General features: G+C 35.7%; 21 protein-coding genes. All 21 read left to right on the top strand.

What is annotated here, in order from left to right; translation table 11 throughout:
* Positions 1-33: 33 nt before the first annotated feature.
* The 21 genes from Q0486_RS03160 (at position 34) to Q0486_RS03060 (ending at position 15798) form a co-directional block, all read left to right on the top strand.
* Positions 34-360 (top strand): VRR-NUC domain-containing protein, encoded by a 327-nt coding sequence (locus Q0486_RS03160; protein WP_299230257.1) that lies wholly within the window; start codon positions 34-36, stop codon positions 358-360.
* Positions 357-1733, top strand: a complete 1377-nt coding sequence (locus tag Q0486_RS03155) for a DEAD/DEAH box helicase (RefSeq protein ID WP_299230256.1) — start codon at positions 357-359, stop codon at positions 1731-1733. The genes Q0486_RS03160 and Q0486_RS03155 overlap by 4 nt, the downstream gene beginning before the upstream one ends.
* 80 nt (positions 1734-1813) lie before the next feature.
* Positions 1814-2326, top strand: coding sequence for a hypothetical protein (locus Q0486_RS03150; protein WP_299230255.1), 513 nt, complete (start codon positions 1814-1816; stop codon positions 2324-2326).
* On the top strand, positions 2323-2637 hold the full coding sequence (locus Q0486_RS03145) for a hypothetical protein (protein WP_299230254.1): 315 nt from the start codon (positions 2323-2325) through the stop codon (positions 2635-2637). Before Q0486_RS03150 ends, Q0486_RS03145 begins: the two co-directional genes overlap by 4 nt.
* Entirely contained in the window at positions 2634-3101 is a 468-nt protein-coding gene (locus Q0486_RS03140) for a hypothetical protein (RefSeq protein WP_299230253.1), read from the top strand. The genes Q0486_RS03145 and Q0486_RS03140 overlap by 4 nt, the downstream gene beginning before the upstream one ends.
* On the top strand, positions 3076-3273 hold the full coding sequence (locus tag Q0486_RS03135) for a hypothetical protein (protein WP_299230252.1): 198 nt from the start codon (positions 3076-3078) through the stop codon (positions 3271-3273). The genes Q0486_RS03140 and Q0486_RS03135 overlap by 26 nt, the downstream gene beginning before the upstream one ends.
* Positions 3274-3697: 424 nt before the next feature.
* Positions 3698-4066, top strand: a complete 369-nt coding sequence (locus tag Q0486_RS03130; RefSeq protein WP_299230251.1) for an HNH endonuclease — start codon at positions 3698-3700, stop codon at positions 4064-4066.
* A gap of 99 nt (positions 4067-4165) precedes the next feature.
* A complete protein-coding gene (locus tag Q0486_RS03125; RefSeq protein WP_299230250.1) occupies positions 4166-4537 on the top strand; it encodes a P27 family phage terminase small subunit in 372 nt (123 codons plus the stop codon).
* On the top strand, positions 4534-6240 hold the full coding sequence (locus Q0486_RS03120) for a terminase TerL endonuclease subunit (RefSeq protein WP_299230249.1): 1707 nt from the start codon (positions 4534-4536) through the stop codon (positions 6238-6240). Before Q0486_RS03125 ends, Q0486_RS03120 begins: the two co-directional genes overlap by 4 nt.
* Positions 6241-6284: 44 nt before the next feature.
* Positions 6285-7481: a phage portal protein gene (locus Q0486_RS03115; RefSeq protein WP_299230248.1), complete on the top strand. Its 1197-nt coding sequence runs from the start codon at positions 6285-6287 to the stop codon at positions 7479-7481.
* A complete protein-coding gene (locus tag Q0486_RS03110) occupies positions 7468-8124 on the top strand; it encodes an HK97 family phage prohead protease (protein WP_299230247.1) in 657 nt (218 codons plus the stop codon). The genes Q0486_RS03115 and Q0486_RS03110 overlap by 14 nt, the downstream gene beginning before the upstream one ends.
* 7 nt (positions 8125-8131) lie before the next feature.
* Positions 8132-9247, top strand: coding sequence for a phage major capsid protein (locus tag Q0486_RS03105; protein ID WP_299230246.1), 1116 nt, complete (start codon positions 8132-8134; stop codon positions 9245-9247).
* A 26-nt stretch (positions 9248-9273) separates the two neighbouring features.
* A complete protein-coding gene (locus Q0486_RS03100) occupies positions 9274-9564 on the top strand; it encodes a head-tail connector protein (protein ID WP_299230245.1) in 291 nt (96 codons plus the stop codon).
* Positions 9561-9878 carry a phage head closure protein gene (locus Q0486_RS03095; RefSeq protein ID WP_299230244.1) on the top strand — a complete coding sequence of 106 codons (318 nt, stop codon included), beginning with the start codon at positions 9561-9563 and terminating at the stop codon, positions 9876-9878. Before Q0486_RS03100 ends, Q0486_RS03095 begins: the two co-directional genes overlap by 4 nt.
* Positions 9871-10338: a hypothetical protein gene (locus tag Q0486_RS03090; protein WP_299230243.1), complete on the top strand. Its 468-nt coding sequence runs from the start codon at positions 9871-9873 to the stop codon at positions 10336-10338. Before Q0486_RS03095 ends, Q0486_RS03090 begins: the two co-directional genes overlap by 8 nt.
* Complete coding sequence (locus Q0486_RS03085; protein ID WP_299230242.1) at positions 10331-10735, top strand: DUF3168 domain-containing protein; 405 nt, start codon at positions 10331-10333, stop codon at positions 10733-10735. The genes Q0486_RS03090 and Q0486_RS03085 overlap by 8 nt, the downstream gene beginning before the upstream one ends.
* Complete coding sequence (locus tag Q0486_RS03080; RefSeq protein WP_299230241.1) at positions 10732-11181, top strand: phage tail tube protein; 450 nt, start codon at positions 10732-10734, stop codon at positions 11179-11181. Before Q0486_RS03085 ends, Q0486_RS03080 begins: the two co-directional genes overlap by 4 nt.
* 49 nt (positions 11182-11230) lie before the next feature.
* Positions 11231-11530, top strand: coding sequence for a hypothetical protein (locus Q0486_RS03075; protein ID WP_299230240.1), 300 nt, complete (start codon positions 11231-11233; stop codon positions 11528-11530).
* Between the two features lie 71 nt (positions 11531-11601).
* Positions 11602-11871, top strand: coding sequence for a hypothetical protein (locus tag Q0486_RS03070; RefSeq protein WP_299230239.1), 270 nt, complete (start codon positions 11602-11604; stop codon positions 11869-11871).
* Complete coding sequence (locus Q0486_RS03065) at positions 11831-13657, top strand: hypothetical protein (protein WP_299230238.1); 1827 nt, start codon at positions 11831-11833, stop codon at positions 13655-13657. Before Q0486_RS03070 ends, Q0486_RS03065 begins: the two co-directional genes overlap by 41 nt.
* Positions 13654-15798 carry a hypothetical protein gene (locus Q0486_RS03060; RefSeq protein ID WP_299230237.1) on the top strand — a complete coding sequence of 715 codons (2145 nt, stop codon included), beginning with the start codon at positions 13654-13656 and terminating at the stop codon, positions 15796-15798. Before Q0486_RS03065 ends, Q0486_RS03060 begins: the two co-directional genes overlap by 4 nt.
* Positions 15799-15843: the final 45 nt, after the last annotated feature.

Raw genomic sequence — 15843 nt, 5'->3', positions numbered from 1 at the left:
TATATATAGGGAATTTTAAGTTTCAGTTACCACATGAAAAGGAGCATAGAAAATATAGTCAAACATGCCGAGGTTTCGGAGAAAGCGATAGAGCGATATTTAGTAGATGAGATAAAAAAGTTGGGAGGTATCTGCCTGAAATACACTAATCCCAGTATGGTAGGTTATCCCGATAGAATCTGCTTGTTACCCGAGGGTATTACCATCTGGGTAGAACTAAAAAGCAAAGGCGAACAATTAAAGGCAATACAGAAAGTACGTATATGCCAAATCGCTAAAATCGGACATATAGTTAATGTTTGTGATAGTAAAGCAGATATCGATGAAGTCTTAAAACCTTATAAAGGAAGAATGATATGATTTTTAAACCTTACGATTACCAAAAAACAGCGATGCAGTGGATTATCGATAAACCCTATTGTGGTTTATTCCTGGATATGGGACTTGGAAAAACAGTATCGACACTAACAGCTATACAGGAACTATTTGACTACTGCGAGATAAGCCGCGTTTTGGTTGTTGCGCCTAAAAAGGTAGCAGAGACAACGTGGAGTACAGAGGCTGAAAAGTGGGAACACTTACATGATCTAAAAGTAGTTAAGGTATTAGGTAGCGAAAAGCAAAGATGCATAGCACTAGCGCAAAAGGCAGATGTTTATGTAACAGGGCGAGATAATTTTGTCTGGTTAGTTGGAAAATATGGGGGACAACTTCCGTTTGATGTCTTAGTGATTGACGAACTGACAAGTTTTAAGAGCGCAAAGAGCGAAAGATTTAAAGCTATGAGAATAGCCAGACCAAGTGTTAAGCGTGTTATCGGACTAACCGGAACACCGGCGCCAAACGGATTAATAGATCTATGGGCGCAGATGTACTGCATAGATCAAGGAGAAAGACTAGGCAAATCAGTAAGCAAATACAGGGAAGCCTACTTTGAAACGCACAAATGGAATAATATAATAGTCCGTTGTGATGTGAAAAAAGGTTGTGAAAACATTATCCACAATAAGATAGCCGATATATGCCTAAGTATGCAGGCAAAGGATTATTTGCAACTACCCGATATGATAACTCATACAGCCAATGTAGAGCTAAGTAGTAAGACGATGGCAGCTTACACTAAGTTTGAAAAAGAAAAAGTACTGGAGTTTAAAGACAAGCATGCAGGAGAGCCTAGCAATATTCTAGCAAATTCAGCAGCAGGACTTATGAATAAGTTAAGTCAGTTTGCTAACGGTGCAATATACGATGAAGACAGGCAGGTACACGAGATACATAGTGAAAAATTAGACCGGTTATCCGAGATAGTGGAAGCAACAAATGGGAACAGTGTTTTAGTATTTTACCAATACAAGCACGACATACCCAGGATCCAAGCGAAGCTAAAAGATTATAAAGTTCGTAGCTATGAGGGCGAAAGGGATCTAATAGATTGGAACAACGGGAAGATAGACGTATTACTGGCTCATCCTGCAAGTACAGCATACGGCTTGAATATGCAGCAAGGAGGGCATTATATCGTATGGTTTGGTACAGGTTGGAACTTAGAACACTACCAGCAAGCAAACGCCCGATTGCATAGACAGGGGCAACAACACCCGGTTATAGTCTATAAGTTAATATGTTCCGGTACAGTAGATGAAAGAGCAGCGGCAACATTGGAGAGTAAAAAAGGCGTACAACAAGGTTTGTTGGATAGCCTTAACTACTTAATTAGTAAACATAGCGCATAATTAGAGCATTTAAAGAAGTTTGTATAAAAGCAGCTCAATATAGTTTAATTGAATTTATGAATAAACAAAAAGAAGATAATATGGAAAATAAAGGTGTAAATCATGTGTATGATATTGATATAATATCATTTGACATAGCGCAACGTGATGAATACGAGTTAATACTTTGCGGTAAATTTGAAGTAAAAGAGAAAGATGGTAGATGTTTCGTAGTCCGTAAGAAATTTAAATATCCTAAGAGCTATGAGGAGTGTTGTGAAGTATTAGGATTTAATGATAAATGGGGTAAAGGTGATAATGAATATTCCATCTATGGTTATATGTCTGATAAATTAAGAACATTCCAAAAACTCCTCCTCTGCCGTGACGCTTATTGGAAGATTGCAGGAGAAGAAATGGGGTTAGGTAAACCATGGAAAGCTGATTGGATAGAAGACTCAATAAAGTATGTAATATACGAAGTTTACCATCAAATCAGAACGTGCTGTTTTTCCTATGGCAAACAGCTACTTGCCTTCCCAACATTAGAAATGCGAGATGCTTTCTATGAGAATTTTAAGAAGCAGATAAATGAAGTAAAGGAGTTGCTATGACAATAACATTAATTGAAATACTCGCTTTTGCTGGAGTAATGTTCAGCTTCTATGGTCTGCTTATGACAAACCTAGTAGAGAAGTTAAGAGCAGATGTTTTTAATAGAACTTTTGATACAGAACACAAAGCATGGAAGATGTGGGAACATGGAAAGATAGATTTAGAAGATGCGATTGCAGCAGAGAATATGGGAAGAAGAATAAGATCTAAACATTCATTCGCTTCTATGCTGTTCTCACTAAGACCATTGTGTATAGAGTTCTGGTATGATGAAGAAGAAGTTAAATTTTTAAATGGGGAGATATTATGACAATAGCAGAAAGAATTAACCAAATAGAAAAGCTTAAGAAAAAACATAGTGAGCTTTTACTCAAATGCAAGCCAATGCAAGCAGCAACAGTATTAAGGCAAATTAAAGCACTGGAAATAGAACACGTTCCACTAAGAAGTATATTGCCTGAAATGACAAGAGAAGAGAAAGATGAAGCGATGATTAAGATGAATAAAATCTTTGTCTATTCAGACCTATTAGATAGTGCAGCAATAGAATTTGACGCTTACCTAAAGAAGTTCGGTATCGTTAGCACTGTACTATCTAAAGAAGTCAAAGCAATCAAGAAATCAGCTATAAATCTTATCAACTTCATAGACGGATTGAATAGCGAAGAATTAAGCGACCTACACGCTGATATATGTGATGAATGTAAATTCCCAGTAGAAAACATTATTAACAAACACATGAAAAGATATGAAAGCAGATACAACCCAAAATAGTGACGGATTAGAGGAGAAAATGGAAGCAGCAAGGAAAAGACATGAAAAACTATTCCCATTCAGGATTAATCATCATACAGTTATTTTAGTACCCAAGTCAAAACGTACAGAAGAATACAGACAAGCATTTATTGAGAAAGTGAACAAAGAGGTTGAATGTAGAACAAGATGATAAGATTATGGTGTGTAATAGTAAGGATATGTACCATGCTATTACGCACTTCCTTATTCTTGTTGCAACTACATAGACAACCATACTATTATTATACTGCTGATTTATAACATATTAATTACTGTTTAGTTATACATATTAAGCATATTTTTTACTAAGTTTATAATATCAAAGAATAGTAAACAGCAAATGCGAAAGAGAATTAATCTAAGTGTTTCAGATGATACCTACAACACACTACATGAACTATGCAGAATGTATAGCTTTAGTAGTGTGTGTGAAATGGTTTCAGCTATGATAAACATTTGGATGGATAGACTAAAGCCCAAAGAAGAGCAAATGCTTGATACACCTGAAGATGTTAGTCAGGAAATAGACCTAATATTCAATGAGTTATCATACCACGAAAAGCAACCATCTTCTGATGAGGTACCAGTACACGGCAATTCAAGGTTATATAGACATGGCAAATGATAGAGATTACATAAAGCTAATTAACGCTAACAAATGGCGAAAGGTACGTAAAGAGAAGTTAACAAAGAATCCTCTCTGTGAGAGATGCTATAAGGATAACAAGCTATCTCATGCAACAGAAGTACATCATATAAAGCCAATAGAAGAAGCAACTACATTAAACCTTAAAACGGCTTTAGCTTATAACATCAGCAACCTTATGAGCTTATGTCATCAATGTCATGTAGAAGTTCATATGGAGTTAAACAAGGGAAGTAAGCAAGCCAACAAGGAGAGACAGAAAGAAAAGGTTAAGGCCTTTATTGATAAATTCTTTTGAGGGGGGGATATTTTTAAAAAAGGGGTGCTGCCTTTAAACCCCTTGAGCCCAACACGTAAATATGTGAGTAATTTTTTGAATTTGCGGAACTTTTGATTTATGGCAAAAACAATTGAAGAACATAAAAAAATAATTATTAAAGCTTTAAAGCAGCATAATCAGTATAGTGTTGCTTTAAATGCTCAAGTAATTGCTCTTGCAAGTGCAATGAGAAACTTAGAGATGGCGAATGAACAGATCGATACGTTGAGTGAGGTGACCGTATGGGAAGAAACACGATACGGAAAAAAGATAGCTCCTCATCCTGCATTCAAAATAACTAAGGATGCTCAAGAATCTATCACGAGAAATATGAAAGCATTGAAATTAACCGTTGAAGATTTAAGCGGTGAGATTGATGATGACCCATTAGTTAACTTAACTAAGAAACTTGAAGAGAAAAGAGAGCATCCTAAAGTGCTTAGAAAATGACAGAAGAAGAAAAAGATAGACTACACGAAGCGAAATTAAAAGTTACAGATGAGCTGAAATTAATAGACATAGATAGTTATGAGTTATCACAGGTTGATAGCAGAATAGATGTGTATGTCTGTGAAGTCATATCAAATCCTCAAAAGCACAATCTATTTGAACAACTTGCCGTTAATCGTTTTTTTAAGATGGTGGATAAATACGGCATTAATATTACCGAAGTACATCTGTTCTATGACCTTTACGAATCGCTTTATTTCCCGGGAAAGAAAGGACAGCAGAGGTATAGATTAACACCGGTACAAGCGTTCCAATTCGCTAGTATTTTCGCTTTTTGGAAAGATAACAAACGAGTAGTGCGAGAGGTACTATTGTTCGTTCCAAGAAAATTCAGCAAAACAACAAGTAGTGCGAGCTTTGCAATATATGATTTGCTCTATGGTGATGCGAATGCAGAGAGCTACACTGGAGCAAACAGCCACGACCAAGCCAAAAAGTGTTTTGATGTTATACGTGGTTGCATGAAGAAACTCGATCCAAAACAGAAGAGATATACAATCAACGAGCAGATTATCAAGGGAAGGAGAAAAGATAGAACAGCATTTGCACAATGCTTAACGGCTAACGCAAGAACTAAGGATGGCCTTAATGCATCTACTGTTATCATGGATGAATTCTCTCAAGCGAAAGATAGTGATCTATTGTCTGTGCTTACTACATCTATGGGTGTTCGTGATAATCCTTTAACTGTCATCATTACTACTGCATCGGATGTAATGGATGGCCCATTCTATTCAATGCTTCAAGGATACAAGAATCTATTACTTGGCGACTATGAGGATGATAGTGTTTTTGCTCACATCTTCGAGCCTGATGTGGATGATCCTGAAGATAGTGAGGAGACGTGGATAAAAGTTCATCCTCACATGGGTATTACTGTCTCACTTGATTTTTACAGAAGAGAGTATGCATCTGCATTGAGAAATGGTGCAGAGTCAATGTTAGCATTTAGGACAAAGTTATTAAATGTGTATTCAGAGAATGAGCAGAGATGTTGGATTAGTGGAACGCTAGCAAGACATATTAGTAAACCTATGCATCTTGACTCTATCATAGGCAGACCAGATGCGATGGTATCTATTGACCTTTCAGAAAGTGATGACTTCAGCGCAGTTACAATGGGTATGTATAATCCTTCATCACGTACATTTAACTTTCACACATCATATTTTTTCCCTGAAGGTGCATTAAGTGGGCATCCTAATGAATCTCTATATCGAACTTGGGCAGAGAAAGGATATTTAAAGCTAACCAAGGGAGAAGTAATTGACTATAGGGAAATCGTGGATTACATCCTTTTCCTTAACAAGAAGGTTAAAATTCTTGGTATTGGCTATGATCCTTGGAAAAGTCAAGAGGTAATCAATATGCTTTCTGCTGCTGGAGCTTCAAGCGTGATAAGAGGTGTTAAACAGACATATGGAAACTTCACAGCACCAGTGGAGAGTTTTGAGCATGGAGCTAAAACAGGAAAGATATTTATTAATGACAATCCAATTAATGCCTATTGTTTTTCAAATGCTATTCTTGATTCAGACAAATTAGAGAACTGCAAGCCAATCAAACGAAACAGAAATCAAAAGATAGATGGCGTTATCACTAAATTAATGTGCATGAGGTTATTCATGGATTACGAAAGATAGGTGGTACCACTTTCAGCTATTTCTAGGCTATATAAAAGGCAGTTATGATTTTAGATAGCATCAGAAATCTTTTTAAGCGTAGCACAAGTGAATCACCAGCACGAATGGGTATTAGCAGAGAGGTATATTCATTATCAATCAATGGTAATGCTCTCAATGTATCAACAGCATTTAGATGCATCAACTTACTATCTGATTCAGTGGCTAACTTACCATTACAGGTGATGCGTTTTAAAGATGGAATCTTTGTAGAGGACAGAGAGGATCATCTTCATTATCTCCTAAATGTGCAACCATGTAGCTCGATGTCTGCTTTTGATTTTTGGAAACAGACAATCCAATATCTTCTCACCAAAGGTAATGCGTATATCGTTCCTATGTACATAGGGCTTGACTTGGATAGATTAGTATTGGTAGATCCTACTTGTGTAGCTCACGACACTAACAATGATATATACACTATTAATGATAGCGTTAATTGTGTTAGTGGTACATTCAAGGAAGAAGAAATCATTCACATTAAGAACTACAGCTATGATGGAAAGAATGGCATCTCTACCCTATCATTTGCAAAGCTCACTACTGATATTGCATTGAGTGGAGACAATGAAACCTTGAATAGGTTTGTTAACGGTGGTAATGTTAGAGGTATAGTAAGTAATGATACCTGCGTACGAGGATTTGGAGAGTATCAAGATAGCGAATTAGGGAAAACAGCTGATGATTTGGATTCTAAATTCCGTTCAGGTAAAAGAATAGTTTCACTTCCTGGCCAAGTACAATTCAATTCTCTATCCCTATCATCTACAGATATGCAGTTTTTAGAAACTCGCAAATTCACTGCAATAGAGGTATGTAGATTCTTCGGTGTTCATCCATCATTTGTTTTTGCTGATGTCTCAAACAACTACAAATCAGCCGAGATGGCAAATGTGGCCTTCCTAAGTAATACACTCAATCCACTTCTAAGAAAGATAGAAATCGAACTACATAGAAAACTGATATCTCCTGCTCTCTGCTGTAAGAGGAAATTCCAATTCGATAGAAAGGGATTATATGCTTGCGATCTTGAATCAAAGGTAAGATATATCAATCAAACAATCGCTTCTGGTCTTTACACAGTCAACGAATGGAGGAAAGAAGAAAATATGCCATCCGTTGAAGGTGGTGATAGAGTTCTAGTATCTGCCAATCTGAAAAGTATTAATGAATTCAACACGAAAATAGATGAAAGCAATTAAACGCACATTACACACTATTTCTCCTTTATCTCTCCGAGAGATAGACGGCGTAGAGAGCCGTATAATTACTGGATACGCTATTCTATTTGATACTCCATCTGCAATGTTATTTGAGAATGACGGAGTGAAGTATTATGAGAAGATATCACCTTCAGCAATTACACGCCAGCTTTTGGATGAGAGTGATATTAAGATGACTATGTTTCACGACAATCATTTGATATTGGCTCGCAGTAAAAAGGGTGAAGGTACACTCAAGTATGATATTGATGAGAGAGGAGTATCATTTGAATTTGAAGCACCAAAAACTATTGACGGCGACAAGGCTATCGAATTAGTTAAAAGAGGTGATATAAGTGGATGCAGCTTTGCATTTACTACTCACTACTACAACCGAGATTATGTAGAGAAGGAATTCTCAAGTAACGGCGATGACAAGACATTAACACACATCGTAAGAGTCATCACAGGAATCTATGACTTCACATTAACAACCGATCCTGCTTATCCTGATACAGAATGTAGTGTAGAGGAAAGGGAGCTATTCGGTATCACAGAAGAAACTAACAGCACAAACGAGAGAGCAGTGCATCAGGTAAAAGAGATGCGCGAAAAAGCAAATATTAATCTTTTAAATATTTAATTGTATTATGTCTAAAAAATTCATTACTAGAGATCTATTAAACAAGTATCAAGAAAATTGCGACAGAATTAAGGCAATTGCTGATGTATGTGAGAAAGAAAATCGTGAACGTAACGATGAAGAAAATCAAGAGTACAAAGTATTGTGTAGAGAGAATCAACACTTAGAAATGAGAATGAATTCTCTAGCTGCTGATTATGCTAAAGAAAATCCTAATCCAGCTCAAAACGCAGATAAGGTTATCCGTGAAAACATGGTAGCCGGCCGTCAAACTCAAATCCTATTGACTCGCGATCTTATCGTAGTAGCAGATGGAAATGAAGGTGGTATAGTACCGGTTAAGATTCAGGATATAGTTGAGCCATTGGTAGAAGGCCTTATCCTTGATAAAGTAGGCTTGCCTATGATGACAGGTTTAGCAGGTGACTATATTTGGCCAGTATATGAAGCTGTAGAAGCTACTATCCAGGGCGAAGGTGTAGCACTTACAGATACTAAGATTAATCTATCTAAACTAACTGCATCTCCTCAAAGAGTTGGTATTGCTATTCCTGTAACACGCCAGGCAATCAACCAAACAGAGGGAGTATTAGAAATGATCGTTAAAAAGGTAATGCCTTTAGCTGTACAGAAATTGCTTAACAAAGTGATGTTTAGCACTACAAAAGTAACTAACGCTACTTCTTTAGTTGGTCCATTCGTAGGTCTAGCTTCTAAAGCTACTTCTCTAAGCGCAGAGCCAACATTCAAAGAATTCAACACTCTTAAAGCAAATGTACTTAAAAAAGGTGTTGATGGTGAGCATCTATGCTGGGTAATGACTAAAGCTCAAAAAGCTATTGCAGAAGCTACTCCAAAAGATGCAGGTAGTGGTATCATGGTTTGTGAAAATGATAAGATAGCTGGTATTCCAGTATATACTACAGAAGCTATCGGCGAAGGTTACATCGGTCTTGGTGACTGGAGATATCAACCTATGGGTTTATTCGGTGATATTTCATTCATCGTAGATCCATATTCTCAAGCACGTAAAGATGCAGTAGATTTCGTTCTTAATGTGAATTATGGAACTACTACATTAAGACCTGATGCATTTGCTTTGGGTAAATGTGCAGCATCCTAAATTAACTTCAAGATAATAGATGTATCATGGTAAACTTAGAACTTTTTAAAAAGCACATCCAAATGGATGACTACAACGGAGATGATGAGTATTTGTTGCATCTATTATCTGTAGCGGAGAGTCATGTAATTACAGCTACAAACAGAAGTTTTGAAGAGTTAACCATAGATGGAGAGTTACCGCTTGAACTACAGCAAGCGGTACTCCTAATCGGTGGGCATTTCTTCGCTAATAGAGAAGCTGTAAGTAAGATTAACATGAATGAAGTTCCTTACACTATACAAGCATTGATTAAACCATTTAGAAAACTAGCATGAGAGCAGGAGATTTAAAAGAGCATATAATATTCCAACGTAAGAGAGTCACACAATCAGAATATGGTGGTGGGTCTGTTGAGTGGGAAGATGCTATATCTGCAAGAGCTACTGTTGTTTTTAAAGGTGGTAAAAGGATTGTAGATAGCAATGAGATTTTTAATGAATACACTTTCACGTTTTATGTTCGTATCTATCATCAAGTAGATGAGAGTATGAGGATAAAATACAATGGTAAGAGTTATAAAATTTTGTCGCTGTACAGGAATAAGGACTTACAAGGAATTGAGATTATAGGAGAGTTAATTAATGATTGACCTGAATTATAGAGAAACCATATTGGAAATTGATGCTCGCCAGGTGTACAGAATGTTTGCAAATTTAAGTTTAAAGAATCAAACTAAAGCGCACAGGGAAGCTCTTAAAAAAGGTAGCTCAATATTAGTAACGGCAGCTCGGCGAAACCTTAGAAAAGAATTTGGCACAACAGCAACGAAGAAAGCATCTAAGACTGGAAAATCACTTCAATCAGGTATTAGGTATTGGGTAGGGAAACAAGGTAATTTTGCTAAAGTTCATATTATGGGTGATTATCGCTTGAAATGGTTTGAGAAGGGAACAGACTCAAGAAAAACCAAGAACAAAGGGATAAACCGAGGGAGAATAAGTGGTAGATACTTTTTTAAAGAAGCTAAGAGCCAAACCGAAACGAAAGTATTTCAGACAATCACTGATTATTTTAAAAAGGCCATTATAAAACTAGCACAAAATGAATAGTTCAGATTCACTTAAAATAGGTAAAGTAATAGTTCAGTTAATAAAAGAGAATGCAGAACTTAATAAAGCAATAGGTTTAAAAATCAATCCTCTCATTGCTCCTGAAAATACTACTCTCCCATTATGCGTATACCGAAGAGGGAATTTGCAGACATCCAATAATAAAGATGTAAGGGCTTTTGAACAGGATATTCAATTTGAAATTGCTATTGGTGCTGCAAATTATGATGAAGCTTTAAATATTGCAATAGCCATGTGTGACCTACTCACAAAAACAAGGGGTAATTATAATGGTATTTATATCTCCTCCATAACTCTTGATAATGCTACAGAAGATTATATAGAAGAAACATATACACAAACATTAGTATTTAACATCAAAATTAATTTAATATGATAGTACAGGGTAACGATATGATGTGGTTTGTTGACAGTAAATCAATAGCAAATGCAACTAGCCACAAGCTAACAATCAATGCTGAAACCGCTGATACTTCTAATAAGGATTTAGGGGGTGATTGGGATTCTCAAGAAATCAAGAAGCTATCTTTTGAAGGATCATCTGAAAATCTATTCTCTGTTGATGGTAAAGGAAGTGGATTTGATGAGCTATTTGATTTGATGATAGCTAAAACTCCAATAGATGCTATTTTCTCTATCGAAAAGAGTGCAGCAGAAAAGGATTTAACAGATGCTCCTGAAAATGGATGGACAGCTCCAACAGCAGGTGGCTACAAGGGTAAAGTGGTTATCACTTCACTAGATGTGAATGCACCGAATGGAGAAAAAGCAACATTCACGGTATCATTTAAGGGAGTCGGTAAATTAAGCAAGTTAGCATAATTATTAACAAACCGCTTACACTTGCGTAGGCGGTTTTTTGTTTATACACATGAAGATAAAAGGTAAGAACTACAAAATAAAATATACACTTCGGGCAATGTTCATATTTGAACAGATTAAAGGAAGTGCTTTTGCTATCAATACTATTACAGATGAATTCATCTATTTGTATGCGCTTTTATTAGCAAATAATCCTGATATGCAGTTAACTTTTGATGAGTTGATAGATGAATTAGATAATAAGCCTGAATCAATCCAAGAGTTCAGGAAGTCTTTAATTAAGGAGAATGAAAAACAATCGGTTTTTGCTCCTAGCGAAAAAGATGTTGATAGTAAAAAAAAATCCTAAGTGCAACTGAAATAGTGACTACTCTATCACGATGTGGCATACCATTGAGCTACATACTAGATGAGATGCAGATGTACGAGATTAAGCCGTTAATTGAATCTGCCCATTTACAACATAGGGATAGTTGGGAGCAAGCAAGATTAATGGCTTACATGACAGCTCAGGTTAACTCTACTAAAAAGTTAAAACTAACAGACATCATTAGGTTTGCTTGGGATGAAGAACAGAAGAATATATCAGTAACTAATGATGATGCAGAGAGATTAAAGATTAAGGCAGAAAAATATAGAAAATACTTATATGGGACAGGTAGCAGATCTAGTGACCAGGTTACTTCTTGACGGAAGTAATTTCGATGACAATATTACCAAAAGTACAAAACAGATAAAGAATATGCAGAGACAAGCTGAACAAGCAGAAAAGGCCTTTAAGGATAAATTCTCTGCTATAGTTGGAGTTGTTGGTAAGCTAGCAGCATCAGCTGGCTTAGCTGTAGGGGCTTTTGAGATTTTTAATTCAGCTATCAATTCAAGTGCTAGCGTTCAAAGAGAGTTTAAAATTGTATGTGATACTGCCAAACAGGGTGTTGATGATTTCTTCCGTTCATTGTATACCGGAGATGATACATCATTTTTTAAACGTATGGAGAATATACGTAAGTCAGTAGAGTCTACTATTGACTTTATGAGGAATGCAGCAGTTAGGCAGATATTAATGGAAAGATACAATGCTGCAATCATTGCTTTAAAGGAACAGGCTGATGTTGAAAAAGATGAGGACAAAAAGAAGGAGTATGAAACGAGGGCAAGAAAACTAAGTCAGCAAGCATTAGAGCTTAATACAAGAGGGCAGGCTGAATACGATGTATTTATTAAGAACACCTTAAATGCTTTATCAGACGGCTCTGCTAAGTTTTTCAAAGGAGCAGAGGGATTTACTAAACTTCTAACTATTGCTGACACAACCAGCAAAGAGAGAAAGAGAATAGAGGATTTTAAAGAGGATAAGGAAAGGATCACAGGGCAAAATAGGCAAATGTCAAAAGTATCCGGATTGTATGGTATGGGAAATACATCTTTTGTTGATACTAAAAAGGTTGAGTCAGAGCTGAAAGAGAAATACGGCAAGGAGTATGAATACCTATCAAGAGCATCTATCTTAGTAGAAGGTTTGAATGAGGATATGATAACGACTCTTCAAGCAGCGAATGATATGGCTGGTAAGCTAGAGAAAGATGCTACAGGTACATTAGGAGATTGGAAAACCATTTTTGAAAGATTAGGGAAAGATAACTTCAGAGGAAGTAGTTCTACAGAGATACTTCCTGAAGGTAGTATAGCTCATTACAAAGAACAATTAGGGAAACTCTCTAAAGAGTTTGAATTAGCTACATCTGACCAAGCTAGAGTAGCACTACAAGCCAAGATAGATGAGCTTAAAGAAATAGTCAATACTCTTTCCTTTTATGCTAATAATCCTAATCCTCCATCGGTCGGTGATGGTAAAACATCCTTAAAACAGAAAGTAGATCCAGGCAAAGGATTACAGGTTAAAGGACTAGTTACCTACACACAAGAGGATATAGAAACCAATAATGAATTTGCAGATAGTCTTAATGCAATAGCACAGATTATGGGTAATATTCAAAATGCTACAAGTGGAGCAGCTGGAGAATGGATTAGTTTTGCCGGAAACTTAATGACTAGTACGGCTGGAATGGTTACTGCTGTTAACCAATTATCAAAAGCCTATGAGATCCAAGCTCTCAACGCTAAATTAGCAGCACAAGGAGAAGCTATAAAATCGGCAGCGATGACTCCTTTTGTTGGTTGGTTATTAGTAGGTGCAGCAGCTGCATCAGTTGCAGCAGCTTTCGCATCCGTACCTAAATATGCAAGTGGTGGTATTGTTGGTGGCGCATCTCCTATTGGCGACTTGAACATAGCTAGGGTTAATAGTGGAGAGATGATATTGAATGGAACACAGCAAAGCAGATTATTCTCTTTACTTGATGGTGGCTCTCCTGCTTCAAATGGTGGTGGGGGTAAGGTAGAATTTAAAATCAGAGGTCAAGAATTAATAGGGGTATTGGACAATCATAATAGGAAAACTAATAAATTAAGATGATGTATAAAGAGAAATTCCATTCAACATTTTACGATCGTGACAATAATAAAGTCAGTATTCACATATATAAGAACGTAGAAGAATCAGAAAATATAGTTAGCCAAGAGTTAACACTATCTTCAAATGCCGTGACTATCACCTATCAATCAGATGAAATTTTCCAGCCATTAAAGCAGAGTGGCTGTACTATTAGTGTTTTGACTGATAGCATTCTCACAGACCTATATACGGGGAAGATTAACGATGTGATGGTTAAGATATACAAGAATGAGGAGTTATTTTGGATGGGATTTCTCACTCCTAACCTTTATTCATCGGAGTATCAAACGAGCTTAGATTTGCTTCAATTGGAGTTTATAGATGTCGTATCTAATTTAGAGAATATCAAATATAGTAGTTCAGGAAATGGCGTTAACTCCTTCTACAACATTATCACAGATGCATTATCTAAAATTGATGAAGGGCATATTATCAACTCTATCTATCTTCATAAATCTTTGAGTATAGATGATGATCAAGATATTCTAAATAGTCTATATATCCAAGAAAGAAATTTTTATGATGAAGGCAAGGAGCCACAGACTTGTAAAAGCGTAATAGAAGATATATTAAGATACTTAGGAATGTCTCTAATCCAATATAAGGATAGTTATATTCTTTTGGATTATGAGAGTTTAAAGAAAGGTTACTATGATTTTATTAAATACGATTTAATAGAAAATACAATCTCTTCTGCATCATTCCAAGAAGATAAAAGAACGATATCAGAGATTGGAATATATAATAACCAAGCTACAATATCAATGGGAGATATTTATAATCAAATCTCTATAGTGGCAAACAATAATCCTATTAATGATTTACTACCAGATTTATTTGATGATCTTGTTAATCAAAATGAAGATCCTAACAAGTATTATAATCTTGATGACACACCAGGTATAATGGATGAAGAGCTAACAGATAATACATATTTAGTGGCATTCTTTAATTCTGAAAAATGGGAGAACTTCGGAGCTTGGCATAATGAACAACAATTTAAAGAACTTACTCCGGATAACATTATTAGTTCTAATGGAATATACAAAGGTACGTATTACCAAAAGATGGCTCAATATAAAAAAGAGGATGGAGAGCCTTCAACATTAAACTGGAAAGACTACTTAACAATGCTATCTATAACGCCATATCCTGATACTCCGAGTTTCTGGATAGAGAAGGAGAATCAAGTTTTTAAGGGTGGTTATTTTATTGTAGATATGAGATATATGCTATCCAGGAGTCCTTTTGCTATGGTTGAGAATCAATATTACATAGAGGGCGAAAGCCCAAAGAGAGTCGTATTTGAAGGGGTATTTAGTGATTGTAAATTCCCAGTTCAATTACAGATAGGAGAATACTACTATAACGGTAAAGATTGGCAAAAAGAAGAATGCAAATTTTATTTGTGCAGAAAAAATAAAGAGGGAGAAGATGTTTTCTATACTGAATATAATCTTACAAATCAAGTTAGCTATACAGAGAATTTAATAGATAGTGGCGATGGAGTTCTAATTGCTTTACCAAGTAATATGATTCTACAAGGAACTCTTAAATTTAAAGTGTATTCTCTTGAGAATTTAGGAGGTGGATTTACTCAAAAAGGAGGTACATTTACCCCTCCTGAATCAGTTGTTAGATGTTGCCATATCAGTGATTTTAAATTCGTTTACACGACCAAAAACACAAGCATAGATGTTTTCAATCCAGAGAATAACGAGCCTGATGTTCTTTATACAAATGATATTGATAGTGATAATATAACCGAATTTGAGGATATTAATTTGAGGGTTAATACTTATTCACCGAAAGCAGTATCTTATTCATATGTAATTAAAAATACTACATCTGGATATGATTTTGTAGATCTACTATCGAAAAAAGAGTATGAGGAGCAAAAGAAAATGGAAGAGTTTATAATTGAGAAATATTACAATCAGTATTCAATTCCTAGAATCAAATATAGTAATATGTTACATAATAGAGATTTAAAACCATATACAGCTATTGTTTCAACATCATTAAATAAAACGCTATATATAAATAGCTTGATATACAATTTAACGGATAATTCTGTGGAAGCTAATTTGATCGAGTTGTAAAAAGTTTATGGTACCATAATTCCGTATTTATAGGTTATTTAAAGG

Source organism: uncultured Bacteroides sp., assembly GCF_937912035.1.
GTDB lineage: Bacteria > Bacteroidota > Bacteroidia > Bacteroidales > Bacteroidaceae > Phocaeicola.
The sequence above is the reverse complement of the archived record's forward strand: the minus strand, read 5'-3'. Positions and strand labels throughout refer to the sequence as shown.

Bases quoted from the DNA above. Each gene is read 5' to 3' on its own strand.
- Q0486_RS03075 (WP_299230240.1), top strand. From the start codon at position 11,231: ATGAAGATAAAAGGTAAGAACTACAAAATAAAATATACACTTCGGGCA.
- Q0486_RS03095 (WP_299230244.1), top strand. From the start codon at position 9,561: ATGAGAGCAGGAGATTTAAAAGAGCATATAATATTCCAACGTAAGAGA.
- Q0486_RS03100 (WP_299230245.1), top strand. From the start codon at position 9,274: ATGGTAAACTTAGAACTTTTTAAAAAGCACATCCAAATGGATGACTAC.
- Q0486_RS03120 (WP_299230249.1), top strand. From the start codon at position 4,534: ATGACAGAAGAAGAAAAAGATAGACTACACGAAGCGAAATTAAAAGTT.
- Q0486_RS03110 (WP_299230247.1), top strand. From the start codon at position 7,468: ATGAAAGCAATTAAACGCACATTACACACTATTTCTCCTTTATCTCTC.
- Q0486_RS03085 (WP_299230242.1), top strand. From the start codon at position 10,331: ATGAATAGTTCAGATTCACTTAAAATAGGTAAAGTAATAGTTCAGTTA.
- Q0486_RS03080 (WP_299230241.1), top strand. From the start codon at position 10,732: ATGATAGTACAGGGTAACGATATGATGTGGTTTGTTGACAGTAAATCA.
- Q0486_RS03090 (WP_299230243.1), top strand. From the start codon at position 9,871: ATGATTGACCTGAATTATAGAGAAACCATATTGGAAATTGATGCTCGC.
- Q0486_RS03155 (WP_299230256.1), top strand. From the start codon at position 357: ATGATTTTTAAACCTTACGATTACCAAAAAACAGCGATGCAGTGGATT.
- Q0486_RS03125 (WP_299230250.1), top strand. From the start codon at position 4,166: ATGGCAAAAACAATTGAAGAACATAAAAAAATAATTATTAAAGCTTTA.
- Q0486_RS03140 (WP_299230253.1), top strand. From the start codon at position 2,634: ATGACAATAGCAGAAAGAATTAACCAAATAGAAAAGCTTAAGAAAAAA.
- Q0486_RS03065 (WP_299230238.1), top strand. From the start codon at position 11,831: ATGGGACAGGTAGCAGATCTAGTGACCAGGTTACTTCTTGACGGAAGT.
- Q0486_RS03145 (WP_299230254.1), top strand. From the start codon at position 2,323: ATGACAATAACATTAATTGAAATACTCGCTTTTGCTGGAGTAATGTTC.
- Q0486_RS03135 (WP_299230252.1), top strand. From the start codon at position 3,076: ATGAAAGCAGATACAACCCAAAATAGTGACGGATTAGAGGAGAAAATG.
- Q0486_RS03105 (WP_299230246.1), top strand. From the start codon at position 8,132: ATGTCTAAAAAATTCATTACTAGAGATCTATTAAACAAGTATCAAGAA.
- Q0486_RS03150 (WP_299230255.1), top strand. From the start codon at position 1,814: ATGGAAAATAAAGGTGTAAATCATGTGTATGATATTGATATAATATCA.
- Q0486_RS03060 (WP_299230237.1), top strand. From the start codon at position 13,654: ATGATGTATAAAGAGAAATTCCATTCAACATTTTACGATCGTGACAAT.
- Q0486_RS03070 (WP_299230239.1), top strand. From the start codon at position 11,602: ATGTACGAGATTAAGCCGTTAATTGAATCTGCCCATTTACAACATAGG.
- Q0486_RS03130 (WP_299230251.1), top strand. From the start codon at position 3,698: ATGAGGTACCAGTACACGGCAATTCAAGGTTATATAGACATGGCAAAT.
- Q0486_RS03160 (WP_299230257.1), top strand. From the start codon at position 34: ATGAAAAGGAGCATAGAAAATATAGTCAAACATGCCGAGGTTTCGGAG.
- Q0486_RS03115 (WP_299230248.1), top strand. From the start codon at position 6,285: ATGATTTTAGATAGCATCAGAAATCTTTTTAAGCGTAGCACAAGTGAA.